The sequence below is a fragment of the Corynebacterium endometrii genome (assembly GCF_004795735.1).
GTDB classification, from domain to species: Bacteria; Actinomycetota; Actinomycetes; order Mycobacteriales; family Mycobacteriaceae; genus Corynebacterium; species Corynebacterium endometrii.
The window spans coordinates 41,916-64,686 of record NZ_CP039247.1 but is presented as its reverse complement, the minus strand read 5'-3'; the positions used below and the strand labels follow the sequence as shown (position 1 = coordinate 64,686).

Genomic DNA, 22,771 nt, shown 5'->3' with positions numbered 1-22,771 from the left:
TTAAACGGTGGGCGGGGTTAGCGGATGTTGAATAGGCGGCGCAGCTCCTCGACCGGGTTGAAGTTAGGGCCCTGGGACGCGTTGATGAAGGCCACGATGGCGCCGATGACGGCCACGCCCAGAATCGGGCCCAGCCAGGCGAACGGGGACTTCGCGGAGCCGGACTCCGGTTGGGGCTGAGTCTCGGGCTGCGTCTCGGGCTGGGGCTGCTGCGGGTTTGAATCCGGCTGCTCGGTGGGCGCGGCGCAGTCACCAACGGCCAGGTTGCCCACGGCAAAGGTCAGGTTCTCCGGTTCGGACGTGACGGTTTCGCCTTCGGTAGTGGTGGCCGAGTAGGTGACCTCAAAGGTGTAGGTACCCGGCGTGCTAAAGGCCCAGTTGGCGTGGGCGTGGGCCGGAAAGGAAGTCTCTACCGTGTGATCATCTGCCACGGAGTTGAGCAGCTGCTGGTATTCGCCCAAGCCTTTGTCCAAGAACATGCCCCAGGTAGCGCCGTCCGGAACGGAAACCGGCTTTAGGTTGAGGTTTACCTGTTCGTCCTTGAACTTGCTGTAGTCAAGGCCCTGGGTGTTGTAGCCCGGCCAGATGATGTCGCGGTTCTGGACCTGCGGCAGCAGGTAGAAGCGCTCCCCCACCGGGCCCAAGAAGTCTAACTCAGGGTCAGACATTGCGGCGGTGCGCTCGTTGAGGGCGTTGTCGCGGACGGCGATGAGGACATCGGACAGGGCGCGATCCACGTTGGCGGAATCATGGATGCCGGTCTCATCCTTCACGCTGGTGAGGAAGCGATCCCCGTCCAGGGTCGCCTTGATATCGATGTGCCCGCGGTCAAGGACCAGCGCGTCGTGGCACTTATCGGGCGCCGTTTCCTCAGGCTGTGGCTCCGCGGCGGCGGTTCCCAGGGCTGCCAGCTGGGACGTGTTTTCCACCGGCGATAAAGGATCGAAGGATTCCGTGAGCGTTACCGTGGACCCGGTGGCCCGGTATGTAGGGTGCGGGATGACGGAGTAACGGACGGTGTATCCCTCTAGCCACGAGTTGTAAGACAGCAGCGCCTCGCCGTGCCCGTTGCGGACGTTGACCTCAATCGGCTTAGTCGCGTGCGTGACCTCCGGGGCGTCATAGAAACCGCCCTCGATGAAACCATTGAAGTTCAGGTCCTCGGCATCGACGGTAAACTTAAGCGTCTCATCATCGACGCGCTCCAGCTTGGTCGTGATTCCCGGCGCGCCGAGCGGCGCCTCTTCGGTGGACTGCAGCGCGCGCTCGGTGCCGGTGTTGTCCACCCAGGAATCGGCCTGCGTGGTGGAATCGGTGCCGACGGATTCGCCGGCGCGGTAATGCACGGGTTCAGAGATCCAGCGCGGGGCGGCCTTGGCGGTGGCCTCTGGGGTAAAGACGGCCTGGATGTCACTATCCAGCGGGCCTAAGAACTCATGCCAGGTGGCCTCGCCGTCTACGACCGGCAGATCGGTCAGGAAGTAGCCGTCAATGAGCAGGGTGAGGGTGCCGGATACCGGCTTATCTGCCTTGAAGGCGATGGTGGACAGGTGTTCATCGCCGCTGTTGTCCTGGGACTGCTTTGGCTGGATGCTCAGGGAGTAGCCGGCGGCGGCCGCGTCCCCGGATGGTGCGGCGTCATAGCGCTCCTGCAGGGACTGGGTTGGGGCATCGAGCGGCTTCTGGCCGCCGACCTGCACCGCGAGGCGCTGCGGTTCGGAGGCGATCAAGTTGCCGTCCTCGCCGCGGGCGGTGGAGCGGTAGGTCAGCACGTAGCGGCCCGGCTTGGTAAACAGGGTGGTGTTATGGGTATGCAGCCCTGGGCTGAGCTTGATTGATTTCGGGGAGCTCTCCCCCGTGCCCAACAGGCGTTTCAGGCTTGAAACATCGCCGTTGTCGGCGAACATTTCAACCTCGCCTGGACCCTCGACCGCAATCAGGTCCATGGACGCGGCTTCCTGATTGAAGTCATCGGTGGGAATGCCGGCATCGGCGCCGTAGCCCCACCAGATTGGATCCTGGTTCCCGCCCGGGTTGCGGGGCGCGGCGTAGTAGGTCTGGCCGGGGGTTCCTACATCGCTGAACGCATCATTGTCTGGCAGCGTGTACTGGTACTGCTGGGCCCCCGTACCGCCGTTGTAGCCCTTGCCTACCCACAGCACGGCGTCATCGAGCGGCGTATCGGCGAGCGCGTTGAGCGTGAAATTATCCCCGGTCCAGTAGGCCTTGGGGGCATCGATGTGCTTTTGGGTGCCAACTACCTTTCCATCGTCCGGGCCGGCGTGGGCCACGGCTGGGGTCAGGACGGACGCGGTCAGGGCCGCGGTGGTCAGCAGGGCGAGACCGCGTATGCGGGTGCGGCTCTGTGGGTCCTGTGGGCGCTGGATGGGGGAAGCTGGGCGGATGGCGGAACGCTTCACGGGTGTGGGTCCTTTCACTTACGGCGTGTGGGGACTCGTCCCGCTAAAGGGGCGCTCATGGGGCACCGCGGCGTAAGCGATTGGCTATGTAGTTTCCACAGGAAGGCTCCCTTGCGGGACGGGACGCCACAACAATAGCTAATGGTTTTCATTAGCAATAAGCGCCCACCCCCGCCCCGTTACGGAGGGGCTCGCAGCCAGCGTTAATGAAATAGTTAATCAATAAGCATCTACCCCCGCGGCCTTAGCGCTCACGAACGCCCCGGCCCGCCGCGCATGCGGAATAAGCAACGGCGGGAAGGTGGCGGCATGGACATGCGGGCGCAAGAAACGCCGCTGACAAGCGCCGCAATCCACGCGCATCTTTGCGAATGTTTCGATGCACAGGGTCTCGGCACGCTCTGTCAACGGCGTGTGTTGGAAGGTTAAAAACTCAAGGCCGGTGGGCGGGTGACTAAGCCGCCTTAACCCGCCGGCTTCGACGGATCGCTATCCGCGGTGGGCTCCTGGGAAAGATCTTGGGTGCGCTGATCGTATACGCGGTCCTCAAGCTTGTCCTCAATGCGCTGAATCAGCTCAGTGAGTTCACCAAGCTCGCGGCGCAGGTAGTCACGGGTCACGGTCTCACCCACGGACATGCGCACGCCGGCCAGTTCGCGCGCCAGGAATTCCGTATCCGCCTTGGTCTCCGCCGCGCGCTGGCGGTCCAAGTCCAAGGACAAGCGGTCACGGTCATCCTGGCGGTTCTGGGCCAAAAGGATGAGCGGTGCCGCATAGGCCGCCTGCGTGGAAAAGGCCAGGTTCAGCAGGATGAATGGGTACGGATCCCACGCGTTTTTGACCATGAGCAGGTTCAACAGGACCCAGACCACCACGAACACGGTCTGATACGCCAAGTACTTGCCGGTGCCCAGGAAGCGCGCGATGCGCTCCGCGTAGCGGCCCACCGCGTCTCCATCCAGGTTGAAGCGCTTGCGCTTGACGGACTGTACCGGGGTATCCAGCTCAGACTTCTTGTAATTCGATGCCACGGCTTAGGCCTCCTTTCGTGCTGCTGGGGCTGGGGTCTGGGCCGAAGCCGAGGCCGGCTGGTCGACGCGCCAATCCTGCTGGCGCCAATCCTCCGGCAGCAGGTGATCCAAAAGATCATCCACGGCCACCGCGCCCAGCAGGTGCTTTTCACCATCCAGCACCGGCCCGCAGACCAGATTGTAGGTGGCGAAGTAGCGCGCGGCGGTTTCCTGGGAATCCTCGGCGTAAAGCGCCGGCAACTCAAGGTCCAGGATGCCGCCCACCAGGGTTGACGGCGGTTCACGCAGGAGTTTCTGCAGGTGAACGCAACCAAGGTAAGTACCCGTTGGGGTGGCCTGTGGCGGGCGGACCACGAAGATCATGGAGGCCAGGGACGTGGGCAGCTCCGGGTTGCGGGCGTGCGCCAGGGCCTCGGCCACGGTGGACTGCGGGGTCAGGATGATTGGCTCCGGGGTCATCAGCGCGCCCACGGTATCCGGGGAGAAGTTCATCAGACGGCGAACCGGCTCGGATTCTTCCGGATCCATCAGATCCAAGAGCACGTCAGAGGTATCATCGGGCAGCTCCGCCAGGACGTCCGCCGCGTCATCCGGGTCCATTTCCTCCAGCACGTCCGCGGCGCGCTCGATATCGAGGTGGCTCAAGATGTCCGCCTGGTCATCCTCCGGCAGCTCCGCCAGGACGTCCGCGAGGCGCTCATCATCCAACTCCGAGGCGATCTTGTTTCGGCGGTCGTCGGAGAGATCCTGCAAGGTGGATGCCACGTCCGCGTTGCGCATCTCTTTGAAGGATGCCAGCAGCTCCGCATCCTGATTGACCTGGCCGGTGCCGGACGCGTGCAGGCCCTGGATGTGGTTGAGGTGGATGATCTCCAGTTTGGTCTTGCGCCCCAGGCGGCCACGCTGGGCCACCGCCACGCGGCGCACGCGCCAATCGCGGGTGCGGCCGCGCTCCAACTCCACGTCCACAATCTCCACGACCTTGCCGTGCAGATCCTCATGCTCCGGGTCATCCGTGTGCACCTTGGCGCCGATGAGGTCATCCATCAGGGACAGCTCGCCGGAACGGGCCTTAAACGGGCGCATGTTCACCGAGGAACTGGTGGTGGTCAGCTCGCCGGGGTTGATGGTGGCGATGCGGCCCATCGGCAGGAAAATCTTGCGCTTGGTGGCCAGTTCGAGGACCAAACCCAGCGCCGTGGCTTTGTCATCATAGATAGTAAGGACAAGGTCGCGGACGCGGCCCACGAACTCACCGTCCGGGCCTAGGACAACCATGCCGGCCAGGCGGCCAGCGAACACGCGCATTTCACTCATAAGTCCCAAGGGTAATGCAACGCGGGGTCATATCGCTTATCACGGGGTTTTCGCGCGGGGGCTTGGGGCGGCAGAGGGGGTTCGGTGGGCGCTTGGTGGGTGCTTGGCGGGTACTCGAAAGCTACTCGAAAATACTCGAAACGCGAATCACGCGTGTTGAACTGCGGGTTTGGGGCTACTCGAAAGCACTCGAAAGCTACTTGAAAAATTTTCGAGTAGAATAACGCCATGGATTTCAGCGTGGAAGAAATGCTCAACCGGCCAGAAGACCAGTGGTTTGAGCGAAAAGCCTTTGGCATCCAACAAAAGGACCTGGCAAAGGCAATCATCGCGTTCGCAAATGCAGAAGGCGGAATGATCGTCGTCGGCATCAAAGACCGAAAAGTCGAAGGTCAGGCATCAGCCACGCTTGACAATAAGCTTCGCCAAACACCGATCGAATTTACAGACCCTACTGTGCGGTGCGATGTTTCAGTCATCGAAACCACCCACGCAAACGGCAATCCTGCCCAGCTTTATTGCTTCCACATCCAAGCGTCGGAACGCGTGCACTACCGCGTCGACGGTGAATGTTTCCTGCGGGTTGGAGACCAATCGCATTCATTAGGCCCAGACGAAATCCTAGAATTGCGTTATTCAAAGGGCGAACAGCTCTTTGACGCACAGCCAGTGGCCGGAACCTCTTTAGCCGATCTCAATTCCACGGATGTCGACAGTTATGCGTATATGATCGGCTCAACTTCCGGCATCGACGCTTTAAGGGCCCGCGGACTCATGAGCCACAATGGCACACCGACCGTCGCCAGCCACCTACTCTTTGGCACGGAAGTGCCACAACGATTCCCCAATGCCCATATTCGTGTGTTGAAATTTGCTGAACCTGACCGCTTACCAGGCCGCTACCAGCAGCTGCTCGACGATAAAAGGTTTGAAGGAACACTTCCTGAACAGCTGGAATCTGCCCGAACTGCGATTCTGTCAATGCTTCCCCGGGTTACCCGTTTGGGCGACAACGGCAAGTTCATTGAAGAAACAATGATTCCTCCCGACGCCTGGCTGGAGGGCCTAGTCAATGCCGTAATTCACCGTTCATATAGCATTTCTGGCGACCACATCCGGTTCGAAATTTTCCCCGACAAGATTGTCATTAGTAGCCCCGGTCGTTTCCCGGGTTTGGCGGATCCCCGCAACCCGGAATCCATTGCGCGTTTTGCACGTAACCCTCACATTGCCCGCGTCGCCTGTGAGTTACGCATTGGCCAGGAGCTAGGCGAAGGCATCCGCCGTATCTTCCGGGAAATGCGATCGGTTGGCTTCCTGGATCCTGTCTACCAACAGACTCATGGTTCGGTTGTGTTGACCCTTCAGGCTGTCCGACGACTGTCCAACGAACAGCTTTCAGAGCTTCCTGCTCATTCCGAGGCCGTGCTGGAAGCACTGCAAAAATCTGCTATCCCAATGAGCACCCGTCAAGTCGCTGACAGCATTGACGTCAGCGTGCCGTCGGCACGAAAAGCGTTGCAGGCCCTGCGTGATGCAAAGATCATCTTGTGGAATGGCAATTCGCCCCGCGATCCACGGGCTACGTGGTCGGTTCCCGACAGGCTGTAATGTAGAGGGCGGTGAGTGCTGGACGGCGATATGTGGGTACTCGAAAAGTACTCGAAAATACTCGAAACGCGAATCACGGGTGTTGAACTGCGAGTTTGGGGCTACTCGAAAGCTACTTGAAAAATTTTCGAGTAGCTTTTCCAGGCGATGAGGCGCCGATTTAACGGCCTTGCTGGTACATGAAAACCGCACCGCCATCGTTGCTTCGGCAGGCAAGAATGTTGCCTTCTTCTTCACAGTCGAAGCGCATCGGCTGGCCTGTGCCCCGGCCAGGCACGCTGACAGAGCTGCCCGACTTGTCCCACACGGAATCATCGCCGGGATGCATGCCGTCTGTGACCTGGTTAAAGACATCAGAAGCCACATCGCAGGACGTTGCATCATTCGCCGCCAAGACGTTCATCTGGTAGCCATCGCCTTCAGATGCACGGGGGTACTTCTTACCGTAATTCCCCAAGCGACAAGCACAAGCACGACTATCGCAACTAATTGACCAATGAGAATCGCCAACGCCATCTCCCCTTAGACTTCGCTCGAATCTTTTGTTCGTGCCGCACGTTTTTCAGAGCCCCGAACACCGCCCAGTTAGTTCTTTTGATCGTCCAGAAACAGTTCAACATCATGAGCATTCACCATCGAATCCAACGCCTGATTAAGCGATAACGTGGCGTCCTCGTCACGCCCCGCCGAATCTAGCCCAAGTGGAATCAGGGTGTTTCCTTCGATACCAAATACAGGTCCCCCTGAGTCACCGCTATCGCTAATGCGACGGAAAAAGAGTTCACCGTCATGGCCAACGTGACTAAAAGGGCCACATGACAGCCCAGAACGAAACCCAAGCCCGCATATGCCATCGAACCGTGAATATTCCAATGATTGCCAGGAGCGGGTTGATGGTACTTGCATTCCGGTGAGGTGGTACTGCGGTTTTCCGGGTTGTTGGTACTGACAAGCGCCGGTCGCTTGAGTGTGTGCGGCCGGCGCTTGGTGTTGGTTGGGGTCTAGGGGTTAGTCAGTGTCTTGGGCTGCTGCAGCCTCCTTTGCGAGGTGTCGGCGCATGTCGAAGTCACCGATTTTGAGTCTGCGGCCATTGTTAAGGCGGCTGACTAGGGACTCGGCTCCGATTCTGCTGGGTAAGACTTCGACCCAGTAGGCGGCTGTTGATTGTGATGCGATGATGGTGGGGAGTCGGCCGTCTCGTTCGATTACGATCTTGGTCAGGTCTTCTTGTCCGCGTAGATCCACGCTGATGGTGCAGAAATCATCGATGATGAGGACGTCGATGTTGATCAGTTTGCGCATCAGTGCTGTGTATTGATCATCGGTGGGCGAATAGGCCGCTAGCTTGGCAACGAGCTGATCGAGTCGGAAGTAGGCCACGCTGTAGCCGGCGTGGCAGGCTGCGATTCCGATGGCACAGGCAAGGTAGGTCTTGCCTGTGCCCGTCGGGGCGTAGATGTGCACATTGTTGGGATGTTCACGCCAGTTCGTCGCGGCATACCGTTTAAGCTGGCGTTCGCTAATTCCTCGTGCTTCAGGGTTAATGACCTCGGCCAAACTGGCGTGTGGGTAGGCAAATCCTGCTGCAGCAATGGCTTTTTCGATCTGCCGCTGCCGGCGTGACTCTAGTGCTTGGTCGACAGCAAGAAAGAAGATGTCTTCAGGAAGGCTGTCTTCGTATGCCTCATCGTTGAGGAGTTCGAAGTAGACGTCAGCGAAAGTCGATAGGCGCAAGGCGCGAAGCTTCGCGCGGTTGGTGTCACTGATTTCGATCATGGGTTAGGCCTCCTCCCATTCCACGTCGTTGAAGTGGCTGGCAGGGCGGATAAACACCGCATCTTTCATATTGGTGATGTCAACGACCTGCGGATATGACGATGCAGGCGACTGTTGTGGCACCGCCTGCCGGTTGTGGCCAATGTCAGCTTGGATGCGTTTGATCACCGCGAAGTTCGCCGCCAGCTTCTTTCCCACCACCACAGCACAGGCTGGTTCCAGGCTGGTCTTGTCGTGCCTGCGCCCCAGGTTGGCCAACACATTGCGTGCCAAGGAAAGTCCTCGAGGGATTGACGCGGCGTTGTTATCCAAGATGGTGGTAATCACCTTGACCGTATTCGGACCAAAAGAACTCGCCCACTTGAGCAGTTCATCACGGGTCAACACGTCCACAGTGTCGTCACTGCCCTGCGGGCCGTGAGCATGGTTGGTGGAATAGCGGTAGCGGAAGCCATGGAGCCTATCGTGCTCAGCAACTAACTCGTCGCCATCAAACAGGCTGACAGTTGTGGTAGTCAGCCGTGCACGCAAGACTTTCCCGACGAGCTCATACGGCACGGAGTAGTACTGATAGTCGCAGCACACGTGCCAGTTTCGATCGACTTTAGGTGAGCGCCACACCACTTCCGTAAAGGCCTGCGCGGGAAGTTCGCGCATCACCGGTGCTTCATGGGTGTCAAAGCGTTGGCGCCTGGTTGTTCCATCCGCACGCGTGAGCACACAGTTGATATCTTCGACCCGATCGGCAATCGCCTCATTGAGCTCATCGAGGCTATAGAAGACTTCACCATCGAAGTAGCCCAGGATGCGGCTATAGGCAATCTGGACAGCACGCTCGACTGCAGCTTTGTCCTTAGGCTTTCCCGGCCTGGTAGGAACAATGACCAGGTCATAGAAGTCAGCGAAATCGGCATAACGAGCCGTGACAGCACGATAGGACTGATGGCGCTTCGGCCGGTAGGTGGCAGTCGAAGCATTATCGGGGACAATGATTGCCGGAAGCTTGCCCAGATAGTTCAATGCTTTGACGTGACACTCAAGCCACGCTGGCATCTTTTCATTCTCCGCAGCGGTAGCAAACAGCAGCCCCGAGTATGGACACACAGCTAGAAACAGCGATGCCTTCAACGCCACATGACCACTGGCTTGATCGATGATGGCAATCTTGTCGCCGGCCCAGTCCACGTAAAGTTCTTGGCCGGGTGCATGCTCAATGACATCACGCAGGTCATTGGCCCGGATAAAACCCGAGAAATGATGGCAGAACTGCGAGTACTGATACTTCTCCAGCTCTGGGGCACACTCAGTGGAAATGTAGTCCAACCAGAGTTTATGCCGAGTCAAATGCTTGTTGTGGCCAAGACGCTTGGCCATGGCCGCAAAATCAGGCTGGTCATAAGCCTTACTACGAGATGCGCGACCATCATCGAATACATCAGCAAACCACTGCGGGGACAATGATTCGAAGCGCTCCTTATCGATGCCCTGGTCGCGGATAATCGCCTGTACACGGGAAATATCCCTGCGGGAGCATCCAAGAGCTGCCGCAATCTGACCATAGCTTTTGCCTTCCACACACAAAGCCATGATCTCTTTGAAGTTGGCCATAACGGCCCTCCTTCGAAATGAGTAACCAGTCACGGCATCACAGGATTGCAATGCCGCCACTGTTAAACATCACTCATTTCCCTGCCCTAGTACCGCCTTTCCGGAAAGACCAGTACCAACTACGCGGAATCGCGGTACCAACTACCCCGATTCGGCACAATGATGACTGCTGTCGAGCTTGCCACTCCACAGGCACAATGTTTGGATCAAGTGGAACGAAAGATCCAACTAATACGGGATCATCGACCTTAATCAATGCATAATCATTGACACCTAGGTCAGCTTTGCCCTTGTAGCCGGAATAAACTACTGCCCCAACTTGTCGTTCAACGCCCTTGGCGTCGACAAAGACAAATGAGTTTCCCTCCACTCCACAATGCCCGGCAGTAGACAAGACCATGCCGGATGGAGAATCAAAGAACCATCCTGCTGAACACATTTGTCCAGAATCGACGTTGCGGATAGCCGAACCGGGGACCAATACATCAGGTGAAACTAGGTACCCAAACCCCTGGGAATTTCGATAGATCGTTTCAAAAGCAGGCAATAGCTTTTCTGAAACTACCGGAAGGGAGCTTCCCAGGCTCGACAAGTGTTCTTGAGCACTGCTTAATCCTGAGCGGTCCTGAGCCCTTGCCGTAACTGGAATTGCTGTTGCGATGGCTGTGAGAACTGCGACGAAAAGACCTAATGCTGTTGCTTTAGCTCAACCGGGCATTCGTAGCAGTGCTTGTCTATTGACCGCTTCTTTATTTGTTGTGCTGAGCGGCAACACGGTCTCCAAGAAAAACCAAAAGTCCAAAAATTGCGATGCCGACCACCAACGAACCCACGAAAATCGCTTGCTGGTTTACGGCAACGTCTTCCCACACCAGAATCAGATTTACTGCCGCACACAAGCTGAAGTACACGGCAAGCAACAAGAAATATGGCGACATAGATTTGTGAGCCGCGATCCAAGCCTCACGTGAACTTAGCGTATTCGCAGTCATAATCCCAGGTAGACGGTTATAAGAAATTGATTTGAATTGACCTTTCGGTGATTCCTTGGCGATGAAAAAGCACAAGACCCCAAGAACACTAAAGACTATGAGTATGTAAAAAGCGGTAGTAAGCATGTCTCTCCTTCACTTAGGTGATCAGCAGTTTATGCATTGGGGGTTGTCTCTAATGGCAGTTATGCCTGATTAGGAACTAAAGTTCCATCTTTTACTTTTTCTGGATTTTCCGGTTCGTAGTTCGTGTCACTTTCGTCGCCCTCTGTTTCGGGACGGCGGCTACTATCGGGACTCTGCAAAGCAGGGTGGAAAATCGTTGTTCACAGGTAGATTGTCAACCCGCCGATCGTGATCAACGATAACTGATAAGCCCTGGTACATCGCCAGCGTGTTGTTCCTGCTGCTGATGTGAGCGTGTCAAGTTGTTTGTGTGTGGGGTTGATTTCTTATAGATATAGGTCGAAGCGCTCGGGGTAGGCTACAGCCATTTGGTTGATGGCTTGTTTCCATCCAGCAACTCGTGCGCCTTCAACGAGCCTGCCGGCGGTTGCTGAGGCGCGTTTTCCTTCTTTATCGCGACGAGCAGCGCGTTTGTCTTCAATGTTGCAGATCATCAACCACAGCGTCTTCAGCGCTGATTCATCGTTAGTAAACTGCACCCTGTTACGGGTGGCTTTACGCAACTCGTTGTTCAACGATTCGATGGAATTAGTCGTATAGATGACTTTCCTGGCTGCCGGCGGGAACTGCAAAAACGGCACAAACCGCTCCCACGCGTCCTGCCAGACCTTGACTGACCTTGGGTATTTCTCGCCAAGCTCAGAGGCCTCAAAATCTGCCAAGGCTGCAGCAGCACTGGATTCATCTGGGGCAGTGTAGACCTTTTTGAGCGCGGCTGATACTGCTTTACGGTCACCGTAGGACACCCAGCGGTTAGCAGCCCGAATCAGATGCACTACACAGGTTTGGACCATTGAGCCTGGCCAGGTTGCCTCAATAGCCTCAGGCAGGCCTTTAAGCCCGTCACAGCAGACGATAAACACATCACGTACGCCGCGGTTAGCAAGGTTGGAGCATACCTGCGCCCACAACGATGCGCCTTCTTCTTTGGCAATCCACAAACCCAGAATATGCTTAACACCGTCGATGTCCACCCCGATGGCCATGTAGGCGGATTTGTTGACCACTCGGCCGCCGTCACGGACTTTAATGCGTAGCGCATCGAGGAAGATGACGGGGTAGAACTCGTCAAGCTGGCGGTTTTGCCAGATCATGACCTCGTCAAGCACAGCGTCGGTGATCGCGGAGATGGTTTCATGAGAAATATCGACTCGCATCGCAGTGGCCAGGTGATGCTGGATATCGCGGATGGTCATTCCGCCGGCATACAGGCTAACGATCATGTCATCGACGTCTGTTAAACGCCTGGACCCTTTAGGGACCATGGTTGGGATATAGGTCCCGGCCCTGTCCCTGGGGATATCTACGGTGACCGGCCCGTAGTTAGAATCAACAGTCTTTGGATACGAGCCGTTGCGGTAATTGTCCGTACCAGCAGCGGCTTTACCATCCCGGTCACCCACCTGGTATCCCAGGTGAGCGTCCATCTCGGCTTCCAACCCCCGCGTGATAGAGGCTTGCAACATGCCTCTGACCAGGTCGTTTGCGTCTGTTGTGGAGGTTCCAAGCTGATCAATAAGCTTGGCGATCTCGGGGTTGGCTAAAAGCTTTTTCTCAATCGCGTCAATTTTGGCCTTATCAGCCGGATCTCGTCGTGCCATAGTTGTCATTCTGGCTCATCTCCTTATGCGGGATAGATTCCCACACACAAACCATCTGACACCCTCGTTAATTACGCTCAAACCGTAAATGGACGTCCATAGTCAATGTACTCATTACTCTTTTCCTGGAACGGAGCTAAAAGGTAGCGGCTTTTCCATGGGCAAGGAACTCTCCACAGATAGTAATTATCACCTACATATCCGTCTTCCCGTAGCACTCCTTCTGTCTCAGGTTGGGGGCGTACAACTCCATTAAACTTTTCGGGGATAAGGGCTCTACGGCCTACTGGATCTGTCCACTGGAAATCACGTTCCCACCCTTCGTTAAAAGAACACCCATCGAAATAAACTAATACCTCACTAGGCGAACTGAGAGAATGGGAAGCATTCTCTATCGGAATTTTCTCGTACCAGATATCATGGTCTACTTTTTTCCCTTCAGCAATCCATCTGAGGACCTCTTGTTCATCAAAACTGGCACCTGCAAAAACCTGGATTGCACTACCCTGGATTGCACTACCATGCGAGTCTAGAAGGAAGCGTTTGACGTAGGCGAGATAAATATTAGATATATGCACTAACCGAGCCCCATCTTTTAAAGGTTGCCAGGAATCTTACATTCAACGCGAGCCGGATTACTATATGCCCTCGCATAATAAGTTCCCGTTGAGGTAACAATTGTTCCTTCAGTTACCCCAATAAATGAGGTTTCGACGTCTCCAACGCAATCTTGTTCCACTTCACGCGAGGTGTACCTATGTGGAAGATTCTCTTTTTTATCGAATTTATAATACGGTTTATTATCTGTGCCGCCCCTTAAATCAGGTGCTTTTTTCCACCATGCATAGTACTTATAGCGCAATGTATTAACGTGGGTCACGCTCAATACCTTTTCTTTGCACTTCGTATGTGGCTTGAACCCCACGGCTTTAAAATCTGAACTTTTCCGATTGTGCGGATTATCCAATGACAGCTCACAAGGGCCATAGCGCTTTCCCGCTGCTTGAAGGCTTATCGCATCTTCCAAGGGGAGCTCTTCCAATCCAGCTTCGACACGGTCAAAAAACTCTGCTGCTAGAGCAGGACTAGAAAATTCCAAATAAGGAGTAACACCTATTAGAGAACCCCCTGGTAGACCCTCTCGTTTAATAGACTTTAGTGTTCCTCCCTCAAAATTCTGAGAAACAAAATCCTCTTCTTCTTTCGGATCTCCTATGGGGAATCCGTAAGAGCTTTTCTCATATCCTGCTGCAGACCAATCAAGAAGCACCGGATCCATAACCGGATGTGCTCCGTGCTGCGGCGTCCAGTAGATCATTCCGCCCTCGAAGACGTTGTAGCGTCCGACACCGTCAGGGGTGGTTAGCTCATCACTGATGGGGTAGCCAAGTTCACTATTTTGGGCGCCCATGGATTGCCATTTGTCATAGATAGCGCCTTGGATGCTAGCCTGAGTGGCCGGCAATGCATTGTGGGTGTAAACATGTCCACCTTGGAAGTCTTGTTTAAACCACTGGTTTCCTAAAGCCATATCGCTGGTAGTGGGGTACCCAAGGAAGCCCTTTTCCCAGCCATGGCGTTCCCAGACTTTTGCTGCTGGGAGACTAACTGTATGTGCTCCGGTTTTGGGGTGCCAGTAGATATATCCATTGACAAACTCAGAACGCTTTCCTATTCCGTCTGGATTGGTCAGCTCATTAGACTTTGGCAGAAGAAGGAAACTAGTTGGGCCGCCTACCTTATCGTATTTTTCTTTAATTAAACCGCATACTTCAAAAGGAGAAGGCCAATACACTTTACACCCTGGCTGAGCATTCAGCGTTGGAGTATCAGGGTTGGCAAGTTGTGCCTCTCGTATTTCTGCCATATCCGCTTCGGTCTTGTCGAAACCGGCAGGAATTTCTTCTCTGTCGGAGCGCATTTGACCAGGAATAACTTCACTGTTGGGATTAGTAGTTGGATGCCATTCTTTCAGCCCTTGCGGGTTGAGCTCTTCATTTGTGGCTTGGTTGACTTCATATCCTTCTGCCCCTGGAGGGGTTGGGATTCCCCACTGAGCAAATGGACCATCGACTACTTGTGGCGAAGCCGTATCACGGTGATCAGAGGGGTAAAAATCGTTGTCGGCAGACGGCGTTTCAGATGCTTGAATTTTTGATTGTTGTTCATCGCGTATCGATGATCCCAGAAGTGATGATTGTGCGACTGCAGTGCCGGGAGTGGCACTGATTAATAAGCTTGCTGAGACGAAAGCAAGTAGTTTGTGTGAGAGAGCTTTCATTGGCGGCCCTTAGATGAGAGTGAAACAAGGAGTTGTTCTACTAGGTCAGCTTATAGCCTGGTGGCAGGCTACGCTGGTTAAGTGAAAAAATTCTCCTTAGCTAATCTCCTGGGGTACCGATGAAAATAGTTAAACTCGGTCTTTCTTCTCTAGCCTGCGCATTTACTGCACTAGGGGCTTGCTCTTCGGTGGCTGTCGCTGCAGATAATGACTTCGCTTCATTGCAGGCAAGCAGTACTGTGCCGGTGAATGATAATCGTATTGCGGCTTTGTGGTCAGTAACTCCAAGTTTGGATGACTCACAGCAACAACGTGTTCGGCGTGATTGCACGGCAAGCTATGTAGGGGACAATTTCTGGTTGACCGCGCATCACTGTGTTTCTAATTCACCTTTTATGGATGGTTTTCTCCGCCAATCAGATGGTGAAGTAGCAGGTATCGCTGCTATCTATACCAAGTCTTCTACTGAAGATGTTGCACTTATTAAAGTCGGTGACGGAATCAATGCCGATTCATTTACCGTGGCCACAGAGCCGTTGAAGATCGGGGATCAAGCCATACTTACCGGTTATGGTCAACCCCATGACTATGCTTCTTCGGCGGAAACAGTGATTTCCGAAAAAGTAGACTCCCTGAACTTTGGGAACGTTACGTATACCGATCTGCTCAAAGGGAAATCGTCAACGGACTCACGATCCTGCGGCGGAGATTCAGGAGCACCTGTCTACAAAAACAACACTCTCTACGCAGTACACACTGCCGGCGGATTTAACCCAGAATGCATCGATGGAAAAGACAGGCCCATGTGGCATACAAACCTTCCTCCGAGGGCTGACTGGGTACATGAAACCATCCGCTCTAACGTGGAACTTTCCCCTCAAGAAAAAATTAAAGCACAAAACGGTCTTAAGTATGCTCCCCCTGTAACTCATCCAACCGTTGAGACCCATGTCCCAGATACTCATAAAGAAACACGAAAAAGCTCTTCTGCAATGTCCTCACTATCAAGCTCATGAAGCGTCCTGGGTTTAGTGAAGTGCCCCAGGTTTTGTTCCGTTTGAGTAGATGGGAAAATCTGGGGCACTTCATACTCGGTTGTTATCTACGGCGTTGGGTACATCGATAAGCCATAAGTACTGGAACCTTCTATCGAGAGTCCACCGGCTAATTCCGCGACGGTTGGCAATAGTTGATAGTGACGTGTGGTTGGTGACGTGTTCGTAGAAGTCAGTAAATGCTTGGACGTTGCGTACGTCGCTTCGGTGTCTGGTGGTTAATTGGCGGCAGTGAGGGTTGGTGCATCGCCAGCGTGTTGTTCCTGCTTTTGTTGTGCCATTTTTCTTCATTTTTCCTGCACAACCCGGGCACCGAGGTCTGTTTGAGTTCATCCGACTAACACACAAGACAGGGCTAGCACATCTGTTGAAGAAACTCGGGATTGAAGACAAAAAGGCCTCAAATAGCCTCGTTAAGGCTATTCAAGACCGATTTAATACCCATATACAGCGACTACGCTGAAAACGGACACACTTTTGCTACTTAACCCCTACTTAACCACGCTTTCAGGCTTGAAAACGAAGAAACCGGAGGCACCGCACTCTTTGCGAGTGGATTCCTCCGGTGAAACCGTGTGCCCGGGGCGGGACTTGAACCCGCACGTCCGATAAGGACACTGGCACCTGAAGCCAGCGCGTCTGCCAATTCCGCCACCCGGGCTGGATGGTGGTTAGGGCATTGCTGCCCTAGCGACTCAATAAAGATAGCACGTCACCCAGTATTCATAACAAACCGCCAGTTCAACGCCTATAAAAGGTGTAGTTGACGCGGGGTCAAGGCGGGCGATATCAGGGAACTATCTCACCGCTAGGTGCGTTTTATGAGTAAGTACCGCCTATAATGAACGAAGTTTTATGAAGAACCACAGTCGACGGGCACAACTTACACTGGTGGGCCGTGGCGCATAAGCTGGGCTGAGACATTTGGAAGGAGGTGCACGCTCATGGGAATCATGGACAGGCTCGCAAAGATTGACTCCTCAATGCAAAGGGGCCTCGATAACGGCATGGCCTTTGTCTTTGGCGGGCGCGTTGTTCCGGCGGAAATCGAAGAGCTGCTCAAGCAGGAAATCCAGGATAACCCCACCCGCGGTGAGGATAGACGGATCTACGTTCCTAACGTCTTTACCGTTGGCGTGTCCTCTAAAGACTTGGAGAATCTCTCCAAGGACTCGGGCCTGCCAGAATTGCTGGCTGACCAGATGGCCCGCTACGTCCGCAATAGTGGTTGGACCGTGGCCGGGCCGGTCATCGTTCGCATCGCTGAGGAATCCGGGCTTCGCACCGGCCAGCTGCGCGTGTCCTCTTTCATTGATCATGAGCCCGCCGAGGAAACCGGGTTTGACGCCATCTTCATTGACGAACCACAAGAACCTGCACCACAGGAGGAGCACATGTCTAATCCCAATGAGCCAAACCCATGGCTTGCTGATGAAGCCGCTACGTCCCAGTGGCAGGTTCCTGCCCCAGCTCAGCCCGCGCAGCAGGCCGCGGCCGGCCCTGCGGTTAACCTGATGCTGCAGGACGGATCCTCGCGCGTGTATCACGTGGAGGAGGGTTCTAATATCATCGGCCGCTCGAATGAGGCGGACCTGCGCCTGCCGGATACCGGCGTGTCCAGGAAGCACGCGGAAGTAACCTGGGATGGTGAAAACGCCGTGCTAACCGATCTGCAGTCCACGAACGGCACCACGGTCAATGACACGCCCATTGATAACTGGCTGCTGGCTGATGGTGACGTGATCACCGTGGGCCACTCCAGCATCGAGGTCCGCATCACCGGCCAGGGCAAGTAAGCATCATTAGATACAAGGGTTAAGGAGGCACCATGGATTCAGTATTGTTGCTAGCGCTGCGCATCGGCCTGCTGGTACTGCTGTGGCTGTTTATTCTGGTGGCTCTCAACGCCATGCGCCGGGACAACAACAAGGCCGCCGGCATGGTTTCCAGTAGCGGCGCCGGATTGGCACCGGCCGCCCCCAAGCTGCGCCGCGAACAGGCCAACCACATCACCGTGGTGGACGGCCCACTGCGGGGCTCACACATGCCTCTGGGCTCCTTGGAGGATTTCACGCTGGGCCGCTCGCAGGACTGTGACTTCATCCTGGGTGATGACTACGCATCCTCTAGGCACGCGCGCCTGTTCCGCCGCGGCAGCACGTGGTTTGTGGAAGACCTTGAATCCCGAAACGGCACCTATGTGGCCGGCATCCGCATTGACCAGCCTGAACGCGTGGGCGTGGGCACGGATATCAAGATGGGCCGCACTACCGTGAGGCTGGTGCCTTAGGAGATGCTGAAGCTTAATTTCACCGCGGCGTCTGACCGCGGTTTGGTGCGTCAGAACAATGAGGACTCCGCTTTTGCCAGCCCGCACGTCCTGGTTCTGGCGGACGGCATGGGCGGCCACGCCGCTGGCGAGGTTGCCTCCCAGCTCATGGTCACCCAGCTGCAGAAGCTGAACAAGGACCCGGAAGACAATGACATGCTGGCGCTGCTGGGCGCGGCCGCCAATGACGCCAACGACTCCATCGCGGGGCACGTTGCCGATCATCCGGAGACGGAAGGAATGGGCACCACCCTGACCTCCCTGATGTTCAACGGCAAGCAGTTTGGCGTGTGCCACGTGGGTGACTCCCGCGGCTACCGCCTGCGTGACGGCAAGCTGGAGCAAATCACCAAGGATGACACCTTCGTCCAATCACTGGTGGATGAGGGCCGCCTGGATCCGGAGGACGTTTCCTCCCATCCGCAAAAATCCTTAATTCTTAAGGCCTATAACGGCCGGGACGTAGAACCAAGCCTCTACATGCTTGACGCCCGTCCCGGGGATAAGATTCTGCTGTGTTCCGATGGCCTTTCAGACCCGGTCACGGCTTCCACCATTGAGTCCGCTATGGCGTATGGCACTATCCAGGAGATTACCCAGCGGCTCATCGAGCTGGCGCTGCGTTCCGGCGGCCCGGATAACGTCACCATCGTCATGGCTGAGGTGGTTGAGGATTCCGCTAGCGTTTCTGCTTCCCTGCCCACTACCCCGGTTCTGGCCGGCGCGATTGCCGGTGAGGTGCCCGAGCCAACGCATCCCGATTCCTCCGCCAGCCGCGCCGCGGCGCTGAGCCGGGCCGCGCTCAAGGGAGGCGTGGCCGCCGGCGCCGCAGGCGCGAGCACGCTGCGGGGACACGATGGCGCGGCGCCGCAGGAGGGATCCGCGGGAGCCGGGCCGGGCGCCCAGGCCGGAAAAGCTAAACCGCAGCAAATAATGCCGGGCGGCGCGCAGGATACCGCGGAGCTGCCACGGGAAGAGGCCGCCGCTGCCGCCGGCGCCGCAGGCGGCAGCAGTAGCGCTGATGGCGCGGCCCCCGGCCGTGGCGATTCCGACGCTCGGCCCGGCAAGGGCCGCGGCTGGCTCAAGGGCGTGGTAGCCCTGATGGTGCTAGCCGTTATCGCGCTCGGCGCACTTTTCGGCGGCAAGGCCTACGTTGATTCCCGCTACTTCGTGGCCCAGGCCGCGGACACGCAGGCGCTGACCATCGAGCAGGGCGTGGACGTGACTGTCTTCGGCCGCGCGCTGCACTCCACGTACCAGAACGCGTGCATCAACGCCGATGGTGACCTGCAGCTCTCCCCCGCCGCGTGCACCGGGGATTACCTGCCGTTCAAGGTCACGGACCTGCCGGAGCCTGAGCGTGGCGCATTAAGCGGCATTGGCTCCGGCGATTACAACGCCATCCAGGCGGAGCTGGCGAAGCTGTCTGATAAGGCGCTTCCGGCCTGCCGCCCGGAGGCCACCAGGGTTGACCCGGACGAGCAGCGCTCGGGGCGGCGCTCCGGGAATGGCGCTGCGGAGGATTCCGCAAAGCCAACCGGAGAGCCTACCGCCGCGGCGCGGGAGACCTCCGTGGTGATCGCGCAGGACGGCGCCGAGGCGAGCGAGACGCGCGAGCCGCGCGAAACGGGTAGCCGCAGCAGCGGTTCTGCGGCGCCTAGCAGCTCCGCCACAGCTGAACGGAATTCTGAGTACCTATCCTCGCCTGGTATTGACTGCCGGGAGGTGAAGTAAATGACGAAGCAATTCTCTGGGCGCGCCACCGAGCTTTTCATGCTCATCGGCGCCACCATCATCTTTGCGGTGACCCTGATTTCGCTGGAACTCGCGCAGGGCAACTCCATTGATACGCAGGTGTTGATCCTTGTTGGCGGGTTCATTGGCGTGTTCACCGTGGCCCACATCGCGCTGTGTTTCCTGGCGCCATATGCGGACCAGTTACTGCTGCCGGTGGCCGCCCTCCTCAACGGCATTGGCCTGCTCATGGTCACGCGTCTAGACATCGCCAACGGCACATCCCTGGCCTCCCGCCAGATCCTGTGGACCGTGGTGTCCATGGCGCTGTTCGTCGTAGTCCTGGTGTTTTTGCGGGACCACAAGTCCCTGACCAGGTATTCCTACCTGCTTGGGCTGGTGGGGCTGATCCTCCTGGCGCTGCCGCTAGTGTGGCCGCAGCCGCCGGACGTGGAGGCACGCATCTGGATCTGGCTGGGGCCATTCTCCCTGCAGCCGGGCGAATTCTCCAAGATCCTGCTCCTAATGTTCTTTGCGATGCTGCTGACTCAGAAGCGCTCCCTGTTCACCGTGGCCGGCTATCGCATCCTGGGTTTGTCCATGCCGCGCCTGCGTGACCTGGCACCCATCCTGGTGGTCTGGTTCATCGCCATTGTGATCATGGGCATCTCTAATGACTTTGGTCCGGCGCTGCTGCTGTTTTCCACCGTGCTGGGCATGATGTACATGGCAACTGGCCGCAACTCCTGGCTCATCATCGGCGTGTTGCTGGTGGCCGTCGGTGCTTTTGGCGTCTACCAAATCTCTTCGAAGATCCAGGACCGCGTCACCAATTTCATGGACCCACTGGCCAACTATGACGGCACGGGCTTCCAGCTCTCCCAGGCGCTGTTCGGCATGTCCTCCGGCGGCATTTCCGGATCCGGGCTGGGTGAGGGTCATCCGTACCTGATTCCGGTGGCCCACACGGACTTCATCCTTGCCGCCATCGGCGAGGAATTCGGCCTGATTGGCCTGGGCGCCGTGCTGGTGCTCTTCGCCCTGTTTATCTCCCGCGGCTTCCGCACCGCGCTGGCCGTGCGCGATTCCTACGGCAAGCTGCTGGCGGCGGGCCTGGCGCTCACCATTGCGGTGCAGATCTTCGTGGTCACCGGCGGCATCTCCGCGATGCTGCCAATGACCGGTTTGACCACCCCATTTATGTCCGCCGGTGGTTCCTCGCTGATGGCCAACTACATCCTGCTGGCGCTGATCCTGCGCATTTCCAACGCGGCTAACCGCCCGGCGACGCTGGACGCCGCACCGGGTGCAGGTGAGACCGGGATGTTTCCGGCCGTCCAGGACGCACCGGCAGCATCCGCTATTGGAAGGGGTGGGCGCTAGATGAATAAATCCATTAGGGGCGTGAGCCTATTTGCCCTGCTGCTGATTGTGGCGCTGCTGGTCAACCTGACCATCATCCAGGGCTTTAGCGAGGATAAGTACGCTAAGAATCCCAAGAACATGCGCGGATACTACGAACTGCAGACGGTGCCCCGCGGCCAAATCTTCGCCGGGAACACCGTGCTGGCGGAGTCTAACGCCAATGAGGACGGCGTGTACTCCCGCTCCTACCCGGTTAATTCCGCGGCGTGGGGGCCCGTGACGGGTTACATCTCCCAGAACTTCGGCGCCTCCCAGCTCGAGGCCTCTTATAACGAGGTCCTGAACGGCACGGACCCGGCCCTGTTTACTACCAACTGGGTGGACCTGCTCACCGGCAAGCAGCCCGATGGCGCCAACGTAGAGGTCACCGTGGATCCCGCGCTGCAGCAGCTGGCTTACGACCAGCTCACCGGCCCTGGGTACGAGGGCGCGGCCGTGGCCATTGAGCCGTCCACCGGCCGCATCCTGTCCATGGCGTCCTCCCCGTCCTACAACCCGGCAGGCATCGTGGATCCGGTCAACGGCCAGGAGAACTGGAACGCGCTGCAGGAGCAGGCGGGCAACCCGATGCTCAACCACGCCACGCAGGAAACGCTGCCCCCAGGATCCATCTTCAAGATCATCACCACGGCGGCGGGCCTGCAAAACGGCTACTCCCCGGATTCCAAGCTGACAGGAGCAAACTCCATCACGCTTCCGGGCACGAATACCGAACTGACCAACTATGACAACCAGGTCTGCGGCGGGCAGCAGGAGGTCACTTTGACCACCGCGTTCTCACTGTCCTGCAACACGGCGTTCGTGCAGATGAGCACGGACATCGGCGGCGACGAGCTGGCCAAGGCCGCCGATGCCTTCGGCGTGGGCCAAAGCTACGATCTGGGCATTGAAAACGCCGCGGGCACCCTGGGCGAACTGGGCACAGATTTGGCGGCGGTGGGCCAGAGCGCCATCGGCCAGCGGGACGTGGCGATGTCCGCGCTGCAGGCGGCCTCCATGGTCTCCGCCATCGCCAATGACGGCTCCCGCATGGAGCCTTACCTGGTCAACCGCGTAACGGATGCGTCCATGGATACCATCCGTGAGACCAAGCCAAAGGAGGCCTCCCGCGCGGTGGATGAGGATATCGCCCGCACCATCCGTGAGCTGATGTTCGCCTCCGAGCGCAACACGGCCGGCTATGACGGCAACGGCTTTGCCTCCAAGACGGGCACGGCGGAGCACGGCGAGGGCCTTGCCCCACACACGTGGTACGTGGCCTTTGATCCCAACAAGGACATTGCGGTGGCCGTGGTTGTGAAAAACGGCGGCAACCTGGGTCAAAGCGCCACCGGCGGGCAGGTCTCAGCGCCCATTGGCCGCGCCATCTTGAACGCCTACGCCGGCGCGTCTGGAGGTGAGTAGG

Annotated in this window: 17 protein-coding genes, 1 tRNA gene and 1 pseudogene; 7 read left to right on the top strand and 12 right to left on the bottom strand. The window is 57.1% G+C overall.

Going from position 1 to position 22,771, the window contains the following annotated elements; all coding sequences use genetic code 11:
- Positions 1–17: 17 nt before the first annotated feature.
- From CENDO_RS00285 to CENDO_RS00275, 3 genes are all read right to left on the bottom strand, one after another.
- The gene (locus CENDO_RS00285; RefSeq protein ID WP_136140258.1) at positions 18–2,420 is read right to left on the bottom strand and encodes a choice-of-anchor M domain-containing protein; all 2,403 of its coding nucleotides are present in this window, start codon (positions 2,418–2,420) and stop codon (positions 18–20) included.
- A 464-nt stretch (positions 2,421–2,884) separates the two neighbouring features.
- Positions 2,885–3,451: a DUF1003 domain-containing protein gene (locus CENDO_RS00280; protein WP_136140257.1), complete on the bottom strand. Its 567-nt coding sequence runs from the start codon at positions 3,449–3,451 to the stop codon at positions 2,885–2,887.
- A gap of 3 nt (positions 3,452–3,454) precedes the next feature.
- The gene (locus CENDO_RS00275; protein ID WP_136140256.1) at positions 3,455–4,768 is read right to left on the bottom strand and encodes a magnesium transporter MgtE N-terminal domain-containing protein; all 1,314 of its coding nucleotides are present in this window, start codon (positions 4,766–4,768) and stop codon (positions 3,455–3,457) included.
- A 228-nt stretch (positions 4,769–4,996) separates the two neighbouring features.
- On the opposite strand from CENDO_RS00275, the gene CENDO_RS00270 reads away from it, so the two are divergent.
- A complete protein-coding gene (locus CENDO_RS00270; protein ID WP_136140255.1) occupies positions 4,997–6,379 on the top strand; it encodes an RNA-binding domain-containing protein in 1,383 nt (460 codons plus the stop codon).
- A gap of 160 nt (positions 6,380–6,539) precedes the next feature.
- Here the strand turns inward: CENDO_RS00270 and CENDO_RS00265 are convergent, their stop codons facing one another.
- The 7 genes from CENDO_RS00265 to CENDO_RS00235 all read right to left on the bottom strand — a co-directional run bounded on the left by CENDO_RS00265 (position 6,540) and on the right by CENDO_RS00235 (position 14,823).
- On the bottom strand, positions 6,540–6,782 hold the full coding sequence (locus CENDO_RS00265; protein ID WP_136140254.1) for a hypothetical protein: 243 nt from the start codon (positions 6,780–6,782) through the stop codon (positions 6,540–6,542).
- Positions 6,783–7,387: 605 nt separating this feature from the next.
- Complete coding sequence (locus CENDO_RS00260) at positions 7,388–8,155, bottom strand: ATP-binding protein (protein WP_136140253.1); 768 nt, start codon at positions 8,153–8,155, stop codon at positions 7,388–7,390.
- Positions 8,156–8,158: 3 nt separating this feature from the next.
- A complete protein-coding gene (istA, locus tag CENDO_RS00255; RefSeq protein ID WP_136140252.1) occupies positions 8,159–9,763 on the bottom strand; it encodes an IS21 family transposase in 1,605 nt (534 codons plus the stop codon).
- Between the two features lie 749 nt (positions 9,764–10,512).
- Entirely contained in the window at positions 10,513–10,881 is a 369-nt protein-coding gene (locus CENDO_RS00250; RefSeq protein WP_136140251.1) for an SdpI family protein, read from the bottom strand.
- Positions 10,882–11,207: 326 nt separating this feature from the next.
- Positions 11,208–12,542, bottom strand: a complete 1,335-nt coding sequence (locus tag CENDO_RS00245; RefSeq protein ID WP_210726543.1) for an IS256 family transposase — start codon at positions 12,540–12,542, stop codon at positions 11,208–11,210.
- A gap of 77 nt (positions 12,543–12,619) precedes the next feature.
- Positions 12,620–13,120 carry a hypothetical protein gene (locus CENDO_RS11245; RefSeq protein WP_246014308.1) on the bottom strand — a complete coding sequence of 167 codons (501 nt, stop codon included), beginning with the start codon at positions 13,118–13,120 and terminating at the stop codon, positions 12,620–12,622.
- A gap of 17 nt (positions 13,121–13,137) precedes the next feature.
- Positions 13,138–14,823: an LGFP repeat-containing protein gene (locus CENDO_RS00235; RefSeq protein WP_136140249.1), complete on the bottom strand. Its 1,686-nt coding sequence runs from the start codon at positions 14,821–14,823 to the stop codon at positions 13,138–13,140.
- A gap of 188 nt (positions 14,824–15,011) precedes the next feature.
- On the opposite strand from CENDO_RS00235, the gene CENDO_RS00230 reads away from it, so the two are divergent.
- A complete protein-coding gene (locus CENDO_RS00230) occupies positions 15,012–15,839 on the top strand; it encodes a trypsin-like serine protease (protein WP_168707144.1) in 828 nt (275 codons plus the stop codon).
- A gap of 72 nt (positions 15,840–15,911) precedes the next feature.
- Here the strand turns inward: CENDO_RS00230 and CENDO_RS11405 are convergent.
- Positions 15,912–16,211: pseudogene (locus CENDO_RS11405) on the bottom strand (IS1/IS1595 family N-terminal zinc-binding domain-containing protein); the annotation flags it as partial.
- A gap of 243 nt (positions 16,212–16,454) precedes the next feature.
- Positions 16,455–16,539, bottom strand: a tRNA-Leu gene (locus CENDO_RS00225).
- 283 nt (positions 16,540–16,822) lie between these two features.
- On the opposite strand from CENDO_RS00225, the gene CENDO_RS00220 reads away from it, so the two are divergent.
- From CENDO_RS00220 to CENDO_RS00195, 5 genes are read left to right on the top strand one after another with little or no spacing between them, the layout of a single operon-like run.
- Entirely contained in the window at positions 16,823–17,674 is an 852-nt protein-coding gene (locus tag CENDO_RS00220; RefSeq protein WP_136140247.1) for an FHA domain-containing protein, read from the top strand.
- Positions 17,675–17,706: 32 nt separating this feature from the next.
- Positions 17,707–18,168 (top strand): FHA domain-containing protein FhaB/FipA, encoded by a 462-nt coding sequence (locus CENDO_RS00215; RefSeq protein ID WP_136140246.1) that lies wholly within the window; start codon positions 17,707–17,709, stop codon positions 18,166–18,168.
- 3 nt (positions 18,169–18,171) lie between these two features.
- Positions 18,172–19,941 carry a PP2C family protein-serine/threonine phosphatase gene (locus CENDO_RS11400; RefSeq protein ID WP_168707143.1) on the top strand — a complete coding sequence of 590 codons (1,770 nt, stop codon included), beginning with the start codon at positions 18,172–18,174 and terminating at the stop codon, positions 19,939–19,941.
- The gene (locus CENDO_RS00200) at positions 19,942–21,324 is read left to right on the top strand and encodes an FtsW/RodA/SpoVE family cell cycle protein (protein WP_136140244.1); all 1,383 of its coding nucleotides are present in this window, start codon (positions 19,942–19,944) and stop codon (positions 21,322–21,324) included.
- Positions 21,325–22,770, top strand: coding sequence for a penicillin-binding transpeptidase domain-containing protein (locus tag CENDO_RS00195; protein WP_136140243.1), 1,446 nt, complete (start codon positions 21,325–21,327; stop codon positions 22,768–22,770). It abuts the gene before it with no gap.
- Position 22,771: the final 1 nt, after the last annotated feature.

Excerpts from the sequence above, each read along its gene's own strand:
- CENDO_RS00275 (WP_136140256.1), bottom strand. The coding sequence starts at position 4,768 with ATGAGTGAAATGCGCGTGTTCGCTGGCCGCCTGGCCGGCATGGTTGTC.
- CENDO_RS00270 (WP_136140255.1), top strand. The coding sequence starts at position 4,997 with ATGGATTTCAGCGTGGAAGAAATGCTCAACCGGCCAGAAGACCAGTGG.
- CENDO_RS00265 (WP_136140254.1), bottom strand. The coding sequence starts at position 6,782 with ATGAACGTCTTGGCGGCGAATGATGCAACGTCCTGCGATGTGGCTTCT.
- CENDO_RS00260 (WP_136140253.1), bottom strand. The coding sequence starts at position 8,155 with ATGATCGAAATCAGTGACACCAACCGCGCGAAGCTTCGCGCCTTGCGC.
- istA (WP_136140252.1), bottom strand. The coding sequence starts at position 9,763 with ATGGCCAACTTCAAAGAGATCATGGCTTTGTGTGTGGAAGGCAAAAGC.
- CENDO_RS00250 (WP_136140251.1), bottom strand. The coding sequence starts at position 10,881 with ATGCTTACTACCGCTTTTTACATACTCATAGTCTTTAGTGTTCTTGGG.
- CENDO_RS00245 (WP_210726543.1), bottom strand. The coding sequence starts at position 12,542 with ATGGCACGACGAGATCCGGCTGATAAGGCCAAAATTGACGCGATTGAG.
- CENDO_RS00235 (WP_136140249.1), bottom strand. The coding sequence starts at position 14,823 with ATGAAAGCTCTCTCACACAAACTACTTGCTTTCGTCTCAGCAAGCTTA.
- CENDO_RS00220 (WP_136140247.1), top strand. The coding sequence starts at position 16,823 with ATGGGAATCATGGACAGGCTCGCAAAGATTGACTCCTCAATGCAAAGG.
- CENDO_RS00215 (WP_136140246.1), top strand. The coding sequence starts at position 17,707 with ATGGATTCAGTATTGTTGCTAGCGCTGCGCATCGGCCTGCTGGTACTG.
- CENDO_RS11400 (WP_168707143.1), top strand. The coding sequence starts at position 18,172 with ATGCTGAAGCTTAATTTCACCGCGGCGTCTGACCGCGGTTTGGTGCGT.
- CENDO_RS00200 (WP_136140244.1), top strand. The coding sequence starts at position 19,942 with ATGACGAAGCAATTCTCTGGGCGCGCCACCGAGCTTTTCATGCTCATC.
- CENDO_RS00195 (WP_136140243.1), top strand. The coding sequence starts at position 21,325 with ATGAATAAATCCATTAGGGGCGTGAGCCTATTTGCCCTGCTGCTGATT.